At 44.1% G+C, this 19852-nt stretch carries 15 protein-coding genes; 7 read left to right on the top strand and 8 right to left on the bottom strand.

Going from position 1 to position 19852, the window contains the following annotated elements:
• Positions 1-16 precede the first annotated feature (16 nt).
• The 4 genes from BLW16_RS12595 to BLW16_RS12580 all read right to left on the bottom strand — a co-directional run bounded on the left by BLW16_RS12595 (position 17) and on the right by BLW16_RS12580 (position 6681).
• Complete coding sequence (locus tag BLW16_RS12595; RefSeq protein ID WP_175470573.1) at positions 17-2422, bottom strand: 3-hydroxyacyl-CoA dehydrogenase/enoyl-CoA hydratase family protein; 2406 nt, start codon at positions 2420-2422, stop codon at positions 17-19.
• The gene (locus BLW16_RS12590) at positions 2403-2861 is read right to left on the bottom strand and encodes a MarR family winged helix-turn-helix transcriptional regulator (protein WP_090557087.1); all 459 of its coding nucleotides are present in this window, start codon (positions 2859-2861) and stop codon (positions 2403-2405) included. Before BLW16_RS12590 ends, BLW16_RS12595 begins: the two co-directional genes overlap by 20 nt.
• 116 nt (positions 2862-2977) lie before the next feature.
• The gene (locus tag BLW16_RS12585; RefSeq protein ID WP_090557086.1) at positions 2978-4312 is read right to left on the bottom strand and encodes a DUF6089 family protein; all 1335 of its coding nucleotides are present in this window, start codon (positions 4310-4312) and stop codon (positions 2978-2980) included.
• Positions 4313-4902: 590 nt separating this feature from the next.
• A complete protein-coding gene (locus BLW16_RS12580) occupies positions 4903-6681 on the bottom strand; it encodes an AMP-dependent synthetase/ligase (RefSeq protein ID WP_090557084.1) in 1779 nt (592 codons plus the stop codon).
• 297 nt (positions 6682-6978) lie between these two features.
• On the opposite strand from BLW16_RS12580, the gene BLW16_RS12575 reads away from it, so the two are divergent.
• On the top strand, positions 6979-7458 hold the full coding sequence (locus tag BLW16_RS12575; RefSeq protein WP_175470567.1) for a hypothetical protein: 480 nt from the start codon (positions 6979-6981) through the stop codon (positions 7456-7458).
• 174 nt (positions 7459-7632) lie between these two features.
• Here BLW16_RS12575 and BLW16_RS12570 read toward each other — a convergent pair whose 3' ends face one another.
• Entirely contained in the window at positions 7633-9429 is a 1797-nt protein-coding gene (locus BLW16_RS12570; RefSeq protein WP_090557082.1) for a M61 family metallopeptidase, read from the bottom strand.
• 144 nt (positions 9430-9573) lie between these two features.
• Between BLW16_RS12570 and BLW16_RS12565 the strand changes: the two genes are divergently transcribed.
• From BLW16_RS12565 to BLW16_RS12550, 4 genes are read left to right on the top strand one after another with little or no spacing between them, the layout of a single operon-like run.
• Entirely contained in the window at positions 9574-10647 is a 1074-nt protein-coding gene (locus BLW16_RS12565; RefSeq protein ID WP_090557080.1) for an efflux RND transporter periplasmic adaptor subunit, read from the top strand.
• Positions 10648-10657: 10 nt separating this feature from the next.
• On the top strand, positions 10658-13780 hold the full coding sequence (locus tag BLW16_RS12560; RefSeq protein ID WP_090557077.1) for an efflux RND transporter permease subunit: 3123 nt from the start codon (positions 10658-10660) through the stop codon (positions 13778-13780).
• 11 nt (positions 13781-13791) lie between these two features.
• The gene (locus BLW16_RS12555) at positions 13792-15105 is read left to right on the top strand and encodes a TolC family protein (protein WP_090557075.1); all 1314 of its coding nucleotides are present in this window, start codon (positions 13792-13794) and stop codon (positions 15103-15105) included.
• 17 nt (positions 15106-15122) lie between these two features.
• The gene (locus tag BLW16_RS12550; RefSeq protein WP_090557073.1) at positions 15123-15977 is read left to right on the top strand and encodes an N-acetylglucosamine kinase; all 855 of its coding nucleotides are present in this window, start codon (positions 15123-15125) and stop codon (positions 15975-15977) included.
• Positions 15978-15981: 4 nt separating this feature from the next.
• Here BLW16_RS12550 and BLW16_RS12545 read toward each other — a convergent pair whose 3' ends face one another.
• Positions 15982-16443 carry a carboxypeptidase regulatory-like domain-containing protein gene (locus tag BLW16_RS12545; protein ID WP_139298317.1) on the bottom strand — a complete coding sequence of 154 codons (462 nt, stop codon included), beginning with the start codon at positions 16441-16443 and terminating at the stop codon, positions 15982-15984.
• Between the two features lie 251 nt (positions 16444-16694).
• Between BLW16_RS12545 and BLW16_RS12540 the strand changes: the two genes are divergently transcribed.
• Entirely contained in the window at positions 16695-18581 is a 1887-nt protein-coding gene (locus tag BLW16_RS12540) for a S8/S53 family peptidase (RefSeq protein ID WP_175470566.1), read from the top strand.
• 4 nt (positions 18582-18585) lie between these two features.
• Here BLW16_RS12540 and BLW16_RS12535 read toward each other — a convergent pair whose 3' ends face one another.
• Positions 18586-19095, bottom strand: coding sequence for a GAF domain-containing protein (locus BLW16_RS12535; protein WP_090557066.1), 510 nt, complete (start codon positions 19093-19095; stop codon positions 18586-18588).
• Positions 19096-19224: 129 nt separating this feature from the next.
• Positions 19225-19413, bottom strand: a complete 189-nt coding sequence (locus BLW16_RS12530; protein WP_090557064.1) for a hypothetical protein — start codon at positions 19411-19413, stop codon at positions 19225-19227.
• Between the two features lie 82 nt (positions 19414-19495).
• On the opposite strand from BLW16_RS12530, the gene BLW16_RS12525 reads away from it, so the two are divergent.
• Positions 19496-19852: a response regulator transcription factor gene (locus BLW16_RS12525; protein ID WP_175470565.1), complete on the top strand. Its 357-nt coding sequence runs from the start codon at positions 19496-19498 to the stop codon at positions 19850-19852.

Below are 19852 nucleotides of genomic sequence, written 5' to 3'. Positions count from 1 at the left end.
TAAAATGACTGATGAATTAGTTGCGCAACGGTTTACCCTTGGTTACGATACTCTGGATACGCTCCAGTGTTTTTCTTTCGCCGCAAAGCGAAAGAAAAACTTCCCTTTCCAGATCCAGCAGGTACTGTTCGGTAACTTCTGTGGGAGCAGACAGATCACCCCCGCACATGACATAACCCAGTTTCTCTGAGATCTTTTTATCATGTTCTGAAATATAATGACCAGAATACATCGTATTGGCGCCTGCATAAACGATTCCTAACCCTTGTTTGCCCAGCACCCTGATATCCTTTCTGGGTACTGGTTTTGTATAACCGGCATCTGCCAGTTCAATCGCCTTTGCTTTTGCATCTGCAATCAGCCTGCTGCCGTTCATCGATACCGAATATTTATCCTTTTGCAGATAACCCAGTTCAAAGGCTTCTTCGGCTGAAGTTGATACTTTGGCCATAGCTACCGTGAGGAAACGGTCTTTCAGCACATTCTGAACGATCTGATCTTCTTTATATTCATCCGAAGCGCGTAAGGCAAATTCCTTGGAACCGCCCCCGCCGGGAATCAGGCCTACGCCAAATTCCACCAGCCCCATATAGGTTTCTGCATTCAGCTGTACATGATCGGCGTGCAGGCTAAACTCACATCCGCCACCCAGGGCCAGGTGATGAGGAGCCACCACCACGGGAATGGAAGAGTACCTGATCCTCATTGAAGTATTCTGAAAGGACCTGACTGCCATATTCAGCTCATCCCAATCCTGTTCCACAGCCATCATAAAGATCATCCCCACGTTTGCCCCGGCAGAGAAATTTGCCCCATCGTTACCGATGACCAGGCCCCTGTATTCCTTTTCGGCAAGGTCTATCGCTCTATTAATTGCCTGCAGCGTATCCCCTCCGATGGTATTCATTTTGGAATGAAACTCCACATTGAGGATCCCGTCCCCAAGGTCAATGATAGAAGCCCCGGAATTTTTCCATACCGTTTTAGCGGCCCTGATGTTGTCCAGTATAATAAATGAACCGGCACCGGGAAGCGCCTGATAACTTTTCGAAGGGATATCATAATATTTTTTTATCCCATCTTCCACCTTATAGAAGGATGTATTTCCTGCGGCAAGCATTTCATGTACCCATGGTGCAGCCTCGTGCCCATACGTTTTCATCCCTTCCAGCGAGTCTGTTATGCCCACTGCATCCCATACTTCAAATGGCCCAAGCTCCCAGCCGAAACCGGCACGCATGGCATCATCAATTCTGAACAGCTCGTCTGAGATCTCCGGGATGCGGTCTGACACATATTCAAAAAGACCGAAAAAGGAAGATCTGAATACTTCCGCCGCTTTATCTTTGCCTGCGGCAAAAACTTTCATCCTGTCCCTTACATTTTCAATAGGTTTCGTCAGTTCCAGGGTAGCAGATTTTACCTTTTCCTGGGGACGGTATTCCATTGTTTTCAGGTCCAGCGCCAGTATTTCTGTTTTACCGTCTGCAGTCTTTGTTTTTTTGTAGAAGCCCTGCTGTGTTTTATCGCCCAGCCATTTATTTTCTTCCATTTTCACTACATAGGCGGGAAGTTTAAACAGGTCATGCGCTTTATCATCAGGACAGTTATCGTATAGTCCTTTTGACACCTTGATCATCGTATCCAGTCCCACCACGTCAGAAGTGCGGAAGGTGGCCGACTTGGGCCTGCCCAGCGCAGGGCCGGTGAACTTATCCACTTCCTCCACTGTGAGGTCTAATTTTTCCACCAGGTGCAGCAGTGCCATAATCGCATACACACCTACCCTGTTTGCAATAAAAGCGGGAGTATCTTTACACAGAACAGTGGTTTTACCAAGGAACTTATCTCCATAAAATAGTAAGAAATCTACGATCTCAGGCCTGGTATCCGGCGTAGGGATAACTTCCAGTAAACGCAGGTAACGGGGCGGGTTAAAGAAATGTGTCCCGCAGAAATTTGCTTTAAAATCTTCAGTTCTGCCTTCAGCCATCAGATGAATCGGGATTCCGGATGTATTGGAGCTGACCAGGGTTCCTGCCTTGCGGAACTGCTCCACCTGTTCGAAGACCTTTTTCTTGATCTCAAGATTTTCCACCACGACCTCGATGATCCAGTCTGCAGTCCCAATCTTCTGCATATCATCGTCAAAATTGCCTGTGCTGATCTTAGCAATGGCTTTTTTGGTGTAAACCGGAGAAGGATTGGTTTTAATGGCATTCTGTAAAGCATGATTAACAACACGGTTTTTTACCAGAGGATGATCCAAAGTTAAGCCCTTCGCCTGCTCCTCCGGAAGCAGCTCCTTTGCTGCAATATCCAACAACAATACTTCTACTCCTATATTCGCAAAGTGACAAGCAATGCGTGAGCCCATTATTCCGGAACCCAATACCGCTACTTTATTTATCTTTTTGTTCATCATTTCCTGTAGTTACTGTATATGCTAAAGTGAGTTTATTCAATTTCTGCAAGGTTTGTACGATGCTGTCTTTTTCCTGAACCGTAAGGTGCGTATTCAGGTATTCATTGAAAGACCGTACTACTCCCTTTGCCAGCTGCCTCTTCTCCCTCCCGTAGTCGGTAAGGAATACCTTCACAGAACGTTTATCTGATGGCGCGGCTTCCCTGTAGATCAGCCCGCTCTCTTCCATATTGCTGAGTATGCGTGAAAGGCTTGTGGCCTTTACCCCCAGCAACCCGGCCAGCTGCGAAACAGCCGTACCTTCCTTGTCAATATTAATCAGCACATATCCAATAGCTTGGGTGATGCCGAAGCCTGAAGCAATCTGGTTATAGGTGTTCGACATATTCTGCCAAACTACCTTCAATAAATAATCTATAGTTTCTTCGTGTCTCATTAATTGCTATGCTTGCATAACAAAGCTAAATAATATAATAGTAGGATGCAAGTAAAAAAAGAGCAAAAAAAAAGCCGCCGGGATTATCCGGCGGCTGTATGAATTCAATTTACCTACTAGTAAAGCGTAAACTCTACACGTCTGTTTTTCTGACGTCCGGCTGCAGTTTTGTTTGATGCAATCGGTTGTGTCAAACCATAACCTGTAGCTTCAACCCTCGATGCATTTACACCCTGAGAAACCAGGTAAGCTTTAACTGACTCAGCTCTGTCTTTAGATAATCTCATGTTCAGTTCTGCTGAACCTGTGTTATCTGTATGACCAGCCAGTTTCAGGCTAAAGTTTTTAGTTACCAGCAGGTTGGCAACACGGTTTAACGTTGGATAAGATTTAGACCTGATCGTAGATTTACCAAGATCAAATTCTAAGTTCCTGATGGCATCCCTAACCACACGTCTGTCTTCTTCAGTAATAATTACTTTTTCAACAGGTTTAGGCGTAACTAAAGGACATCCGGCTCCGTCAACTACAGTACCTGATGGAGTTCCAGGACATTTATCCAGTTTATCAGCAACACCGTCACCATCTGTATCTTTCAACAGATCTTCCATGTCAGATCTCAATTTAGCGTTTTCAGCTTTTTGATTGTCTAAATCACTTTTCAGTGAACCGGCCAGTTGTTTAGCCTGTACAGCTTCGTCGTAACTTGCTGCTACCGGGTTGTAATAAGCCAGTTGTGGCCCTTTACCCAAAGCAAATTCTAAACCTGCGTGTGCATAATTGAACCTGTCACTGTTATTGTTACGGTAAGTACCATCAAGATTATCACCATCAACAAAATAAACTGACCATCCTAAATCAAAGTTGATTCTTTCAGAAACTCTGAATTTAGCACCAATTCCAACCGGGATTACCAGTTCACTGATCGTTTTACCATCTGCATAATCTGAAGTAACGCCTCCGCTTGATGTAATTGTAGGTTTGTAACCTGCTAAACCAGCACCTGCCGATACATACAGTTGTAAAACATCTTGTTTTTTGAACAGATCAATATTGAACATATTCACCTGTGCACTTAATGTTCCTGCATAAGAAAGATCAGTTTCATAAGCACTATTTCCGTCAGTGATCGTTGCACCACTGTCAAAAGCTTCGGCGTTATCACCTTTTAATTTACCTCTTATTCCGTCCAGTTTCAGGGAGAAATACGGAGTGAATTGTTTTTTGATGAACAGACCATAACCCAAACTTGACTTCCAGTTTGAGAAGTCATTCTTCCCGCCAAGCGGAGAGATAGGAGAAAGCACTCCCGCATTTACACCGACAGACCAGGTGCTGAACTGCTGAACAGCAGAAGTACCCGCTGGCGTTTGTGTTTGTGCTTGCGCAGCACCGCCAACAAATAGGGCAGCCAAGGCTACCGGCAGACATTTAAATAGTTTTTGTTTCATAATATGAGTCTAATGTTAATTTGGTTCTCTTATTTTTTCCTGAAGTACGCAATATCTGTACCAAGTTGAAAAATACCGCTCAAATTGCCAATGAGCCTATTTTTACACTAATGACTGTAGTCAAAATAACTACTGTATTCCTGATTAAATGGTCGGAGTGATAGACAGAAATGACCAACAGGTAATCCGGCTGCAGCCGGATTACCTGTTGGTCCATTCAGGGTGTATTATTACAAAAGTATAGATAAACACATATTAAACGTATATTGAAGCTATATTGAACGTATTACTGATAAGGCAATGATAAGGTTTTGGTAAGGGGTTGATAAGGCTTCGGTAAGCAAATTTACCTTATCAACTGCTTATTAAAAGCTTATAAAAGGTTTATTGAAGATAGTTTCAATATACGCTCATTATAGTTTTAATATGCTTTTATCTACAGCCATTTCAGAACTTCATCAGGGCCAATCCAGGGTTTAGTTAGAAAAAAGCGCAAAAAAATATGGGAGGCCATTTCTCATGACCTCCCATATTTTAAAACAAACAGGAAATTTTGTAATCAGCCTGAGCTGCTGTAAACTCCCTAAAAATCAGTGTACACCTTTATAATCTTCAGCATCCTTATACAATTTCTCAATCACATCTTTGTTCTTTTCTAAGATCACTTTTCGCTTCAGGCTCAGTTTAGGACTAAATTCCCCGCCTTCAATGCTCCACTCTTTACTCAGCAATGCAAACCGCTTCACCTGCTCCCATTTACCAAACTCCACTGACCCATTGATAATCTCCTGATTAAATTTTTCAATCACCTGCGGATCTTTCAGCATTTCTTCATTCGTGGTGTATGTCATCCCCTTATGCTCACACCATGATTTCAGTGCAGCAAAATTAGGAACAATCAATGCAGCCGGGAACTTGCGGTTTTCTCCAAGTACCATAATCTGTTCGATCAGTACAGATTCTTTATATTTATTCTCCAGCAGTTGCGGTGCAATATATTTACCGCCTGCGGTTTTAAAGATCTCCTTTTTGCGGTCTGTAATTTTCAGAAAACCGTCCCCTACCAGTTCACCGATATCACCGGTATGAAACCAGCCTTCAGTATCTATGGTTTCAGCGGTAAGATCATCTCTTTTATAATACCCTTTCATCACATGCGGGCCTCTTGTCAGTACTTCACCATCGGCAGCGATCTTAACCTCGACACCTTCCAGCGGATGGCCGACGGTGCCAAACATCATCTTGCCAAGGTAATTGGAACTGATCACCGGGGAGGTTTCAGTTAATCCGTAGCCCTCAACCACACACATTCCCGCTGCCCAGAAAATCCTGTTTAAACGCGGGTTCAGCGCAGCTCCGCCTGATACGATGACAACGATCTCACCACCAAGGGCAGCCTTCCATTTGCTGAACACCAGCTTTCTGGCGATTCCAAGTTTGAAATGGTATAACCAGTCTTTTTGGAGCTCAAACTGTTCTCCAAGCTCCAGCGCCCAAAAGAAAATACGCTTTTTTATCCCCGTAAGTGCCTTACCTTTCTCAATGATCCTATCATATACTTTTTCAAGCAGCCGGGGTACTGTACAAAAAATATGGGGTTTCACAAACTGGATATCCGCAACAATCGTTTCCATACTTTCCGCATAGTATACCGAAACATCCCTGTAGATATACATGTAGATAATCATGCGTTCATACACATGGCATAATGGCAAAAAGCTCAGCCCTTTTTTAACCTCTTTAGGAATTAAAACCGCTCCGCTCTTAAAATTCATGATCAGGTTATTATGGGTTAACATCACGCCTTTTGGTGTGCCGGTAGTTCCGGAGGTATAAATTAATGTCAGTATATCCTGCGGATCTATAGCAAGGCGATAAGGTTCAAGGTCAGTTGCTGTATTTGCTGCACCATCGTTCACCACATCCATCCAGTTAACGGCGTTAGTGATTTCTTCGAAAGTGTAAAGCTTAATACCGGAATTCATTGTTTGCATCACCGACCAGACCTTCTGATACAAAGCATCATCAGAAACAAACAGGATACTTACCTCCGCATCTTCCAGTATAAACTTAATATCATGCTCGGGCAATGTAGGATAAAGCGGAATCTGGTAAGCCCCAATCTGGATAATTGCAAAATCCGTAATGTTCCACTCGGGCCTGTTGTGAGACATCACCGCAATTCTGGAGCCCTTCCCCGCTCCCAGCCTGATCAGGCCTCTGCTGAGATTATCTACTGTATCGCAAAATTGCCGGGTGCTGTATTTCTTCCACACTCCCTTGATCTTACCGCTGATAAATTCGTCTTTGGGATACTTTTCTAAATTATATTTGAGCAGATCAAATACTCTTGTTATCGTTTGGGGCATACATTTAGATTTAAATTTGGTTAGTTATTCCGTCCGGATCAGCGGTGATCATCAATAAATACGGATCTCCGTTGAAACGCCTATTATCAAATCTAACGAATTAATTATTGTAATAAAACCAATTTCAACCCCGAAACGCTTTCTTTTTACAAATTCAGAAAACACGCCAAAAACCTAATCAGAAACACGAATTTTACTATCAGCCATCATTTTTCTTTCAAATAATATGACTTAAATAAAACACGCGGCATAATAATTGTTAAGAAGAAAACCACAAACAAACTTATCAAATTATATATGAAAAAAGTATTTACTATACTCTGTTTAGCGTTCATCGCAACACTCGCCATCCATTCTTCTTCAAAAGCCCAGGGTTATGACAATGCAATCGGCGGACGGTTCGGCGCGGCCAATGGTATCACCTTCAAAACTACCCTTGGAGACAACAAAATGGTAGATCTAATTGCTAATTATAGATCTAACCGAAATTATAATTATTTTAGAGTGACAGGTTTGTATGAAGTCTATCTGCCTATTCCTGAAGCCAAAGGCTTAAACTGGTATTATGGTGGTGGTGCAAGTATTGGTTCTGTAAAATATAAACCATATGACTCTAGTGATCTTTACTTATCCGTTGATGGTGTATTAGGTTTAGACTATAAATTCGCTGATGCGCCGATCAACTTGTCTTTAGACTGGAAACCTGCTATCCAGCTGGCTCCTGACACTGACTTTGATGCTTCAGGCTTAGGTCTGTCACTGCGTTTCACTTTCTAGTCAGGAACTTCCCGCCGCAGCTCAGAGATGAGCTGGCTTCACTGATAAATTCATTGAATATCACCATTCAAGGAGCCATTTTGGCACCTTGAATGGTGATATTTTTTGGGGATACAATTTATTTTTCAACATCACAATATCAGACCCGAACCAAGTCCAGATGTTATATCTGAATTACTTCAACCCCATCCAGCTCTTTAACACCATCCGCTGATCTTCAGTAATACTGCTGTCCACTGAAGGAACCAGTTTTACGTTAGGATTAGCCTTCAGGGTTACTTTAATTTCCTTATCCAGGAAATCCCTTTTGACCTTGAATGTAATGGCATCCCCAACTTTTTTGTCCAGCACTGCAGACATCCTTTCAAGGGCAGGCTCAGCACTTACACCGTCTACACTGATCACTTCGTCACCCACATTCAGGCCATCTGTCCAGGCGCCGGAGTCACGTGATACGGCAGTGATCACCACATGCCCGTTGATTTCCTTCGTTGCGGTGCCCAGATACGGCGTATTATTTCCTGCATTCTCATCCTGAACCTTAATTCCGGCAAATCCAAAATATTTTGCATACTCCACAGGAGTTACCCCATTCACATATTTCGCCCAAAAGCCGCTAAGATCAATGCCGCTGATACTTTCTGCTTTCGCCTTGAATTCTGCATCAGTATATCCCTTGCCTGTGGTTTTACACTGCAGGTACATCGCTTTCATGACATCATCTAAACTTTTGCTGCCCTTTGTAGCATGCAAGATCTCCAGGTCAAGCAGCAGCCCGATCACTTCTCCCTTGCTGTAATAAGAAATAGTTGAGTTATTGGAGTTCTCAGTTGGCCTGTAATACTTAATCCAGGCGTCAAAGCTGGATGCCGCTGCAGATTCTATCTTTGCACCGGGAGTATTCAGAATACCTGCAACGCTACTGATTAAAGCGCCGGCGAACTCGTCAGGCGTAACATATCCTGCACGCAGCATGAACTTATTTTTATAGTAGGAAGTGAATCCCTCGGCGATCCAGAGATCCGTAGTGTAATTCTCATTCTCATAATCAAATGGCCCTAAAGCAACAGGGCGCAAACGCTTTACGTTCCAAAGGTGATGGTATTCATGCGCAACTAAACCAAGAAAACCATTATAACCCGCTTCTGTACCATAACTATCTCTTGCAACACCCAATACAGTAGAATTCAAATGCTCCAGCCCACCGCTTCCCTTTGACAGATTATGGACGATAAAAGTATAGTGCCGATTCGGGTTCTCTCCATACATTGCTGTTATCTGCTCCACAATTTTGGGCATATCTGCCTTTAACTGCTCCGCATTGTAGTTACCGCCACCGTACATCGCTACCTCATGTTTTACCCCGGCAGCCATAAACTCAAAAACATCCTGGTTACCAACTTCAATAGGGCTATCGTACAAGATATCGAAATTCTTCGCTGTGTAGGTGAACAACCTGCCTGCTACAGGCTCTAATCCGGTAGACACTTTATCCCAGCCTTTAAACGGAACGATTTTCACGGTACTGCCCAGTGCAAGCTGGTCATCAGGATACATAAATATGCCGGTAGGCGATAAAAATGCATGGCTGGCATCAACAAAAGGGGTACGGATAGATACTTCGAAAGCATAAACGCTGTAATTTATTTTTATCGCTTTTTCCTTCCCGCTGTAGATTCTCCAGGTATTCTTTTTCAGCTTTTCAACTTTCAAAGGTGTTTTTCCTGCAGATGCAGTAAAACCTTCCACACTTTTTGAAAACTCCCTGATCAGGTATGATCCGGGTGCCCAAACAGGCATTTTAACATCAATATATGTTTTTGACAATCCTGACAAATCCATCTTAACAACGGCATAATGTGCCTGTGGCTCTTTGAAACTGACCTCATAACTGATTTTAACCTGTGCTTCAGCTGCTAGAAAAGGCAAAATAAGGACCAGCAGCGTCCACACTATTTTTTTTATATTCATATATTTTTTTTTGCGGCAAATTTAAAACATCTGACATTTGGTGGGGTTTAAAATAATAAATTAGCTGTAACATCCTTAATACAAGTACCGTTCAAGAACTTATTTGAATATTTTTGTCTCTACTAATCGCTCCCATAGCCCTATATGAAACTGAAATACGTCGTTTACGCCCTTATTTTTGCGGGTATTGTTTATCTTATTTATCACCGCATTACTGCGAACAAACAGATCGAAGGAGCAGGTGCCGGAGGTGGATCCAAAGGCGGAAAAACACAAAGTTTTACTGTCAATGGCATCGTGATTAAACCCAGCTCTTTCGCCAGTAACCTGGACGTGACCGGGACAATTGAGGCCAATGAGCAGGTAGCTTTGCAAAGCGAGGTTTCCGGTTTGGTTACCGGCATTTTCTTTAAAGAAGGCAGCAACGTGACCAAAGGAAGCGTGCTGGTAAAAATCAATGACCGCGATATCCAGGCACAGCTGCAGGAAGCATTAACCAAGCAGAATTTGTCTGCCAGCAATGAAAACCGCGCCAGGCAGCTGCTTGCAAAAGGTGCGATCAGCCAGGAAGAATATGATGCTTCACTGGCAGACCTGAAATCACTCAAAGCACAGGGACAGCTGATCAGGGCCCAGCTGGCAAAAACATCGATCATTGCCCCTTTCAGCGGTAAGATCGGCCTGCGGTCCATCTCTGTAGGCGTATATATTACTCCTACTACGGTAATTGCAAACTTGCTGAGCACAAACCCTCTTAAAATTAATTTTTCTGTACCGGAGAAATATATGGGGCAGATCAAGTTAAATTCCGGTATCACTTTCCGTACTGACGGTTCAAATCAAATCTATACCGGAAAGGTCTTCGCGATCGAGCCCGGAATAAATGCACAAACCAGGACTTTACAGATCAAAGCACTGGCACAAAATGAAAAAAACGAATTACTCCCCGGCTCATTCGCCAAAGTATCCCTGGTGCTGAGCAATGTTGAAAATGCAATCCTCGTTCCCAATCAGGCAATCATTCCTGTATTAAAAGGAAAAACTGTATTTATCAGCAAAAATGGAAAGGCAAAACAGGTTGAGGTTCATTCCGGTACACGGACGGATGAGAACATCGTTATTACCTCTGGATTGTCTGTCGGAGATACAGTTTTAACTACCGGTGCGATGTCCCTGAAAGAGGATGCACCAGTAAAAGTTTCTGTGGTTAAAAACTAAACATGCCGAAATGAGTATATCAACCACGAGTATAAAAAGGCCTGTTCTGGCGATAGTCATGAACCTGATGATCCTGCTCTTTGGGGTAATCGGATACACTTTTCTGGGTGTCAGGGAATTTCCAAATATAGATCCAACAGTAGTATCTGTACGTACCTCCTATCCGGGAGCCAACTCAGACATTATTGAATCGCAGATTACCGAGCCACTGGAGAAATCCATTAACGGGATAGACGGAATCAGGAACATCACTTCATCCAGTAATCAGGGAAGCAGTAACATTACCATTGAGTTTAACCTCGATAAGAATATTGAAGAGGCCGCAAATGATGTGCGTGATAAAGTGTCACAGGCTGCCAGGAGCTTACCCAAGGATATCGACGGTAACCCGGTAGTGAGTAAAGCAGATGCCAATTCAGATCCGATCATTACCATGACTGTGCAGAGCGATAAAAGAAATGCGCTTGAACTGAGTGATTACGCCGAAAACGTGATCGCGGAGCGGATACAGACCATTGCAGGTGTGAGCGGTGTGCAGATTCAGGGGCAGAAGAAGTATTCTATGCGTATCCGTATAGACCCTAATAAACTGGCAGCATATGGCCTGACCTCACAGGACATCGTGACGGCACTGGACAATGAGAATGTGGAACTTCCTTCCGGTAAAATCACAGGTGCCAGTACTGAGCTAACCGTAAAAACCCTGGGCAAACTCACCAATGAAGAGCAGTTTAACAACCTGATCCTGAAAAATGATGTAAACAACGTGATCAAGCTTAAAGATGTAGGTTATGCAGAACTTGGCCCTGAAAATGAAGAAACTATCCTGAGAGAATCGGCCAGACCGATGGTATCCGTAGCGCTGATTCCACTTCCCGGTGCAAATTACCTGGAGATTTCAAAGGAATTTGACAAGAGATTTGAGCAGCTGAAAAAAGATATCCCAAAGGATATGCAGTTAAACATATCTCTGGATAACAGCAGATTTATAAAAACCTCTGTAACAGAAGTAGCAGAAACGATCATCCTTTCGCTGGTGCTCGTGATTATTATCATTTACCTGTTTTTCCGCGACTGGGCGATTGCTGTACGGCCTCTGATTGATATTCCGGTGTCCCTGGTGTTTACATTCTTTATTATGTATGTCTGTGGGTTTTCTATCAACGTACTCAGTTTGCTGGCTATCGTGCTTGCCACAGGTTTGGTAGTGGATGATGGGATCGTGGTCACAGAAAATATCTTTAAAAAAGTGGAAGAGGGCTACTCTCCTTTTGAAGCAGCCATCAAGGGTTCGAATGAGATCTTTTTTGCGGTTATTTCAATCTCCATTACCCTTGCAGCAGTATTCCTGCCGGTAGTATTCCTGCAGGGATTTGTGGGGCGCCTGTTCCGTGAGTTTGGGATTGTAATCGGTGCTGCGGTACTCATTTCGGCATTTGTATCGCTAACGCTTACACCGATGCTGAATGCTTACCTGATGAAGAGCACAGGACACACCAAATCACGTTTTTATAATTGGTCTGAACCCTACTTTATAGCACTAAACGATAATTATGCAGAAAACCTGAATAAGTTTCTGAATAAAAAGTGGCTGGCCATTCCTATCATAGCGGTTTGCGTTGGACTGATCGTTTTATTCTGGAACATCCTGCCGAAAGAAACTGCGCCCTATGATGACAGAAGTTTAATCAATATGAACATCACTACTCCTGAAGGTTCTTCTTTTGATTATACGGATGCCTTCATGCTGAAAATCGGTAAAATGATCCAGGATTCTGTTCCTGAGAAAGCAGTCCTGATTACGATCAGTTCACCAAGTTTCGGAGGCTCAGGCTCTGTCAACAGCGGAATTATCAGGATGGGACTTACTGATCCCGAAGAACGCGACCGCTCCCAGGAGGAGATTGCCGCACAGCTGACCAGGATCACCAAAAAATATTCAGAAGGTAAGGTTGTAGTGACCCAGCAGCCAACAATCTCTGTAGGCCGCCGCGGGGGCTTACCGATCAGCTATATCATCCAGGCACAGAATTTCGAAAAGCTGAGAGAAAAAGTACCCCTGTTTATGGATGAAGTAAGTAAAGACCCTACGTTCACCGTGTCAGACGTGAACCTTAAATTTAACAAACCGGAGATCAACCTGACGATCGACAGGGATAAGGCAAAAAACCTGGGTGTTTCCGTTTCTGCAATTGCACAAACGCTGCAGCTGGGCCTCAGTGGTCAGCGTTTCTCCTACTTTTTCATGAACGGAAAACAATACCAGGTCATCGGTCAGTTTGACCGCGGCAACCGTAAAGACCCCTTAGACCTGAGCTCGGTGTATGTACGCAGTGACAGAGGTGAACTGATTCAGATTGACAACCTCGTAACCGCCAAAGAAGAAAGCAGCCCTCCTCAGCTGTTCAGAAATAACCGTTTTACCGCAGCGACAGTCTCCGCAGGCCTATCCCCAGGGAAAAGCATCGGCGACGGAATTGAAGCGATGGACAGGATCAGTGCGAAGGTGCTGGATGAATCATTCTCTACCGATCTGAGCGGGGAATCCAGGGATTTTAAAGAAAGTTCTTCCAATACCCTTTTTGCTTTCGGGCTGGCCCTGCTGCTGGTATACCTGATCCTCTCTGCACAGTTTGAGAGTTTCAAAGATCCTGTCATTATCATTCTTACCGTACCCATGGCTGTTGCAGGGGCATTCCTTTCCCTCTGGCTATTTGGGCAGAGCTGGAATATATTCAGCCAGATCGGTACGATCATGCTGATCGGGCTGGTCACAAAAAATGGTATCCTGATCGTGGAGTTTGCCAATCAGCTGAAAGAGGAAGGCAAAAGTGTACATGATGCCATCAGGGAAGCTTCTGTTTCACGTCTGCGCCCTATTTTAATGACCAGTCTGGCCATTGCCATAGGCGCACTTCCTATCGCTATGGCACTGGGTGCAGCGGCAAAAAGCCGGATGGGTATGGGTATTGTGATCGTAGGCGGAACAACGTTCTCGCTGGTACTTACCCTTTTTGTTATTCCTTCCATTTATTCCTACTGGTCTAAAGAACACAAAGAAAATACCGAATTAGAAAACTCTCTTAAAGCAGCACTGGCTGAAGAAAAAACAGAAAAACCTGTAACAGCCTAAAATACCGACAAATGAACAAACATTTATTTTATTCGTTAGCCGTACTGATTGTCTGCTGTACACAAATGGTAAAAGGGCAGGACACACTCCGGCTGGAAGATGCTATTACTATTGCACTGAAAAACAATTATGATATCCGGCTCGTAAACAATGACATTACCATTGCGAAAAACAATGTGAATGTAGGAAATGCAGGTATGCTGCCTACATTGGGAGGAACCTTCAGCGACGGCGGAAGCAGGCAGGATACAAGGCAAACACGTTCTACCGGCGCCCAGGTGGAAGCAAACGGGGTTCGCAATACCAATATGAGCTACGGAGCGGCACTGGACTGGACAATCTTTGACGGACTCCAGATGTTTACCAATTATGACCGCCTTAAAGAATTGCAAAAACAGGGGGAAGCAGCAGCTAAATCTACTATTCTGACCACGGTTTCAAACGTTGTATCTGCTTATTATGCGATAGTGAGGCAACAAAAACTGGTGCGGGCTACCGACAGTGCGATGGTGGTTTCGCGCCTGCGGGTGGTCATCGCCAATAATAAACTGCAAATCGGAAGGGGCTCTAAACTGGACGTGGTTACGGCCAGGGTAGACTTCAATACTGATACTACAACATACCTCCAGCAGAAGAACATCCTCAACACCTCCAGAATCACTTTAAACCAGCTGATGGCACGGGACCTGAACATCGTATTCGCTGCAGATGAAAATGTAAAAATTGAGAACGACCTGAAACTGGCCGAACTGGAAGCACAGACCATGCAGCTCAACCCGGACCTGCAATATGCAATCATCAGTAAAAGACTGGCTGACCTGAACCTGAAAGCAGTTAAAGGACAGCGCTATCCCGTGGTAGCCCTGAATGGCGGGTACCAGTATTCACGAAGCAACAGCCCGACAGGGTTTACCACAACACAGCGGGCTAATGGCCTTACCTATGGTCTGACGGCCAACCTGAATGTTTTCAACGGATTCCTGCAACGCCAAAATGAAAGGAATGCCAAGGTAGAGATCAACTCTTCTGCAGTTACGCTCGACAAAACAAAACAGGATGTAACGGCATTGCTGATATCAACCTATCATAACTATCTGACCAATCTCGACCTGCTGAAAGTGGAGACCGGCAACGTAGACCTTGCCAGAGAAAATCTGGAAATCACTTTTGAAAAATACCGCCTGGGAAGCATCAGTCCACTGGAATTGAGGGAGGCGCAAAGAAACTCCATTAATGCGATCATCCGTTTTCTGGATGCAGAGTATCAGGCTAAACTAACAGAAATCAATCTTAAAGAGGTAAGCGGCACATTAAAAGTTCAATAAAGTCGTTACTTTTGTATATGATTTTAGTAGCAGATAGCGGGTCGACCAAAACAGATTGGTTAGGGTACAACTCCGGGAAAACGATTAGTTTCAACACACAGGGCATCAACCCTTATTTTTTAAATGCACAGGACATCTACAAGGTCCTGTCTAAAGTACAAATGCTGAGTGAGTTTGCTGAAGAAGTGAAGGAGATCTATTTTTACGGCGCAGGCTGTTCTACACCAGATAAACATGAAATTATTTCCAATGGTCTGTCCCTCTTCTTCCCAAAAGCCTTCATCAGTGTTGAAAACGATCTGATCGGTTCTGCTTATGCTACCTGTGGCGACGAAAAAGGGCTGATCTGCATCTTAGGCACAGGTTCAAATGTTTCTTATTTTGACGGCGCCTCTACCTATGACAGCAATTATGGCCTGGGTTACATTCTCGGGGATGAAGGTTCCGGAACCTTCTTTGGAAGAAAAATGATCACTTCCTATTTATATCAGCAAATGCCGGAAGACCTGAGGGTTCTTTTTGCAGAGGATTATGATATCGATAAAGAGACTGTCATTACCAACGTTTATCAAAGGCCACTGCCAAACACCTATCTTGCAGGTTTCAGCCGATTCATGTATGAGAACAGGGACCATCCTTATATCCTTCAGGTTCTTGAAGACGGCTTCCAGGAGTTTATCAATATCAATATCAAAGATTTTAAAGATTATAAAACCATTGCCTGTCATTTCGTAGGCTCCATCTCTTTCTATTACCAGGATATCCTGAAAAGAGTTTGCGAAAGGAATGGAATCCGTGTTGGCAAAGTTCTTCAAAAACCTATCGAAGGAATCTTCAATTACATCCTTAAAAAAGAAGGTATTACGATGTAATCGATCAGTACGCTGCTTTGTAATTCAGCAGTATATTATACAATAAAACTTCATTTGGGAGAACTTCGGCGGGGCTGATTTCTCCCTTATCATTTGAAAGAGAGGAGAATAGCTGTCCGTTTTCTTCTCCCGTAAGCACTGAATATCTGCCCGGTTTGAGTTTACACGAATAGTAACCTGCAGTATCAGTACTCACCGTAGCCACTAGCTTAGTACGTACCGCTTTAAATAAAGGTGCCTGCCCTTCCGCATCGGCAGCAGCCGCAACTTTATAGATGTACACCTTACGCTGTACTCCCCTGGCCTTCATTCCTGTCTGCCCGGGCCCCGGCATCATATTTCCTTCAGCGAAGGTAACCTGCCCGGAAATTCCTTCTTTTAATCCAGTCTGCTGTGTATTTCTTACCGTACAGGCAAAAGGTACGATTAGTGCCGCTGCACATAAAAAAGCTTTATAAAATTTCATCTGTATAGGTATAAAAGTTAAATTTGGGAATATGCCAAACTCCTGTTCATGCAAATTATCAGCCATTTATGATTAATTATTGCAGCTTTACAAAATTTGGGTTTTTCATCCTGTGTTATACCGGGCTAACCGGCCACACACTTCAGGCGCAGGAAATCATAAAGCCGAATGTAACAAATTCTGCATTCTTAAAAGAAAATGGAACTGCATTATTTAGTATTACCCACACAAACAGGTTAAATGCTTTCGCAATGGCAAAAGAAAAAGGATGGCCAACCGCAGGTACTGACCGTAATGGAAATGTATTCAGGTTACAGCGTACCGATGACCTGGGGATGCCGGTCTACTATATTACCACAAATAATGTAATTGCGGCAGGCACTACCCGCACCAATAAATTATATACAGGAGGCGGAATGGGGCTTTCGCTTAACGGGAGCGGTATTTCTGCCGGCAAAGTAGCTATATGGGACAGCGATGCCGCTCTTGCCAGCCATGTGGAATTTGCAGGCGGACGGATTGAAATCAAGGATAAAACTACTGCCACGGCGCTGCATTCTACACATGTTGCAGGAACAATGATTGCTGCAGGCATCAATACCATAGCAAGAGGAATGGCCTTTGGCCTGCCAAAACTTTACGCTTTTAATTTTGATAATGATATCCCCGAAATGTCGGCCAATGCAGCAACGCTCCTGATTTCCAACCACTCCTACGGAACCGCCGCAGGCTGGTCGTTAAATACCGGCATAACCCCCGAACAATGGGAATTTCTAGGTGCCCCGGGAGAAAATGAAGATTATAAATTCGGCTATTATGATACCGAGTCTGCAGAGTGGGACAAAATTTGTTACAATGCCCCCTACTACCTTCCGGTAAAATCAGCAGGCAACAGCAGAACCGTGAATGGCCCTGCTATTGGGGAAGTTTATTACCGGTTTAATGCCAGCCGGGTCATGACCAATGCCGGGCCGCGCCCTGTAGGGATCAGCAGTAACGACGGATACGACAATATTTCCACCTATGGCACCGCGAAAAACATCCTGACCATTGGTGCCGTCAATCCACTGGGCAGCGGGCCGTATACTGCCGCTAATATCAGGATAACTGCATTCAGCAGCTGGGGCCCTACTGATGATGGCAGGATTAAGCCGGACCTGGTAGCAGACGGGGTACGGGTAATTTCCACCAGTAATGCCGGCAACGACATTTATGCATCTCTTTCAGGAACTTCGATGTCTACCCCGAATGTAAGCGGTTCGCTGATTCTGCTGCAGGAATTGTACAGCCGGGAGAATGAACATAGTTTCATGCGGGCTGCAACCCTGAAAGCCCTCGCTATTGGAACGGCAACGGATGCAGGTACAGCAGAAGGGCCGGACTACAGTTACGGATGGGGACTGCTCAATATGGAGGCCGCAGCGCAGGCCATACTGGACAATGGCTCAGCGGCAAAGATTGCAGAAAACATATTGTCACAGGGAGAGCAGCAATTCATAGATGTGATAGCCTCCGGAAAGGGGCCGCTGACAGGGACAATCTGCTGGACAGATCCGGAAGCAACACCTGTCAGTTCAGTCAGCGGGCTAAATAACACCACGCCAAGGCTCGTCAACGACCTGGACCTCCGTGCCACACAGGCTTCCTCAACGTATAACCCCTGGGTGCTCGATTCTGCAAATCCGTCTGCAGCGGCCACAAAAGGCGACAATACCCTGGACAATGTAGAACAGGTACTGATCACTGATCCGGTTGCGGGCGCAACCTACCGGTTTAAGATATCCCATAAAGAAGTGCTGAAAAGAGGCCCTCAGGCCTACTCGATCGTACTGACCGGGATAAACGGCAATGCGTCATTTGGCACTAATAAAGTCGGAGATGATGATCTGGAGATGAGCATATATCCTGTCCCGGCAAAAAATGAGCTCAATATCATTTTTAGTATTTCCGAGGCCTCGCCCATTCAGCTAAGCCTGGTCAATTTATCGGGACAGGTATTGTACAGGGAGAATAAAAATAATTTTTCAGGCCTCTATCAAAACCAGTTAAATATCTCGCCTTACCCAAGCGGGGTATATTTTATTGTACTCAAGGCAGGGAACAAATCGTACACAAAAAAATTCATCTGCAATAAATAACAGATCACTCGCTGAGCCTCTTCTCTATTTCCGATTCCACCATTCGGGCTACCCATTCCAGTTGACGCTGGTCTTCCAGCTCAAAAACCCTTGGTTTTCTGTCGATGATGCAAACCACCCCGATATTAAATCCTTCTTTGGTAGTAACTGGCGCTGCCGCATAAAAACGGAACCCGTGTTCGCCTGCTATCAAAGGGTTAGATAATAAACACGGTTCCTGCAGGGTGTCTTCAAAAACTGTAACCTGTTCCTTTAGTATAGCCAGGGAACAAAGGCTTGTCCCCCGCTCAATGTTAAACCCTGTCTCCCCCTCCTGGCTGGCTTTTGTCCATACATTATTCTTATCAACAAAATTGATCATGGCAACAGGCATATCAAGCATCGAAGCTGCAAGAGCCGCCAGCTGATCAAAAACCGGTTCAGACCTGGTGTATAAAATTTTATACTTCTGAAGATTTTCCAGACGCTCTTTTTCATTTTGCGGAATTATATTCCTTCCAAACGTATTTTCCAAATTCTGCGATAATTGGTTTCAGTATTTTGTTTAATACATAAGTATGCAATTACTATTCCTTTTGAAAAAAAGGATGCGAAAATTCACAAACACTATAAGAATATCGCGTCTTAACACACTGAAATAAGATTAACGCAATACCTCTTCGTATCGGAGGAACTGCCATTTTGCTTTGGCATCCTTTTCAAAAAAAACTTTATAACTCGAATCCGGAGGTAAGGTAAAATGAAAAGATAAGGTTGTTTCAGTTTGGTCTTTAGGTATAAAGCTGGGCAGTAAGGTATTAGCTATCGCTGCGATCTGTTCGTTTAACTGCATATATTTTTTTATGATGTTAAAACAAAAGTATCAAATCTTTCTGCTACTTCATGGCATTATAGTTGTTCAGCAGGTTCCGACCATGAATAGAATACTTGTTGTTGAGGATGATCCGGATCTGCTGGAAGTTGTGCAGTTGATTTTAGAAGAGAATAATTATAAGGTCTTCCCTTTGATGACCGGAAGGCCGATCTTTAGAATAATAGACGAATTTAAACCTGATCTCATCCTGATGGACATCAGACTCGACGGAATGGATGGAAGGGCGATATTTAAAGAAATAAGGACCCGGGAGATGACGGCACACCTCCCGGTAATCTTAACTTCGGGTGGGTTCTCTGAGGATTATATCATGAGAGAGAGTTTACTCTCAGACGACTACCTGGAAAAACCCTTCGAAATGTCTGTCATGCTGAAGAAGATCGAAAGACTGCTCTAG

The organism is Pedobacter hartonius (assembly GCF_900107535.1).
Taxonomy (GTDB): domain Bacteria; phylum Bacteroidota; class Bacteroidia; order Sphingobacteriales; family Sphingobacteriaceae; genus Pedobacter; species Pedobacter hartonius.
Note: the sequence above shows the minus strand (reverse complement) of the source record. Positions and strands in the feature narration are given on the sequence as shown.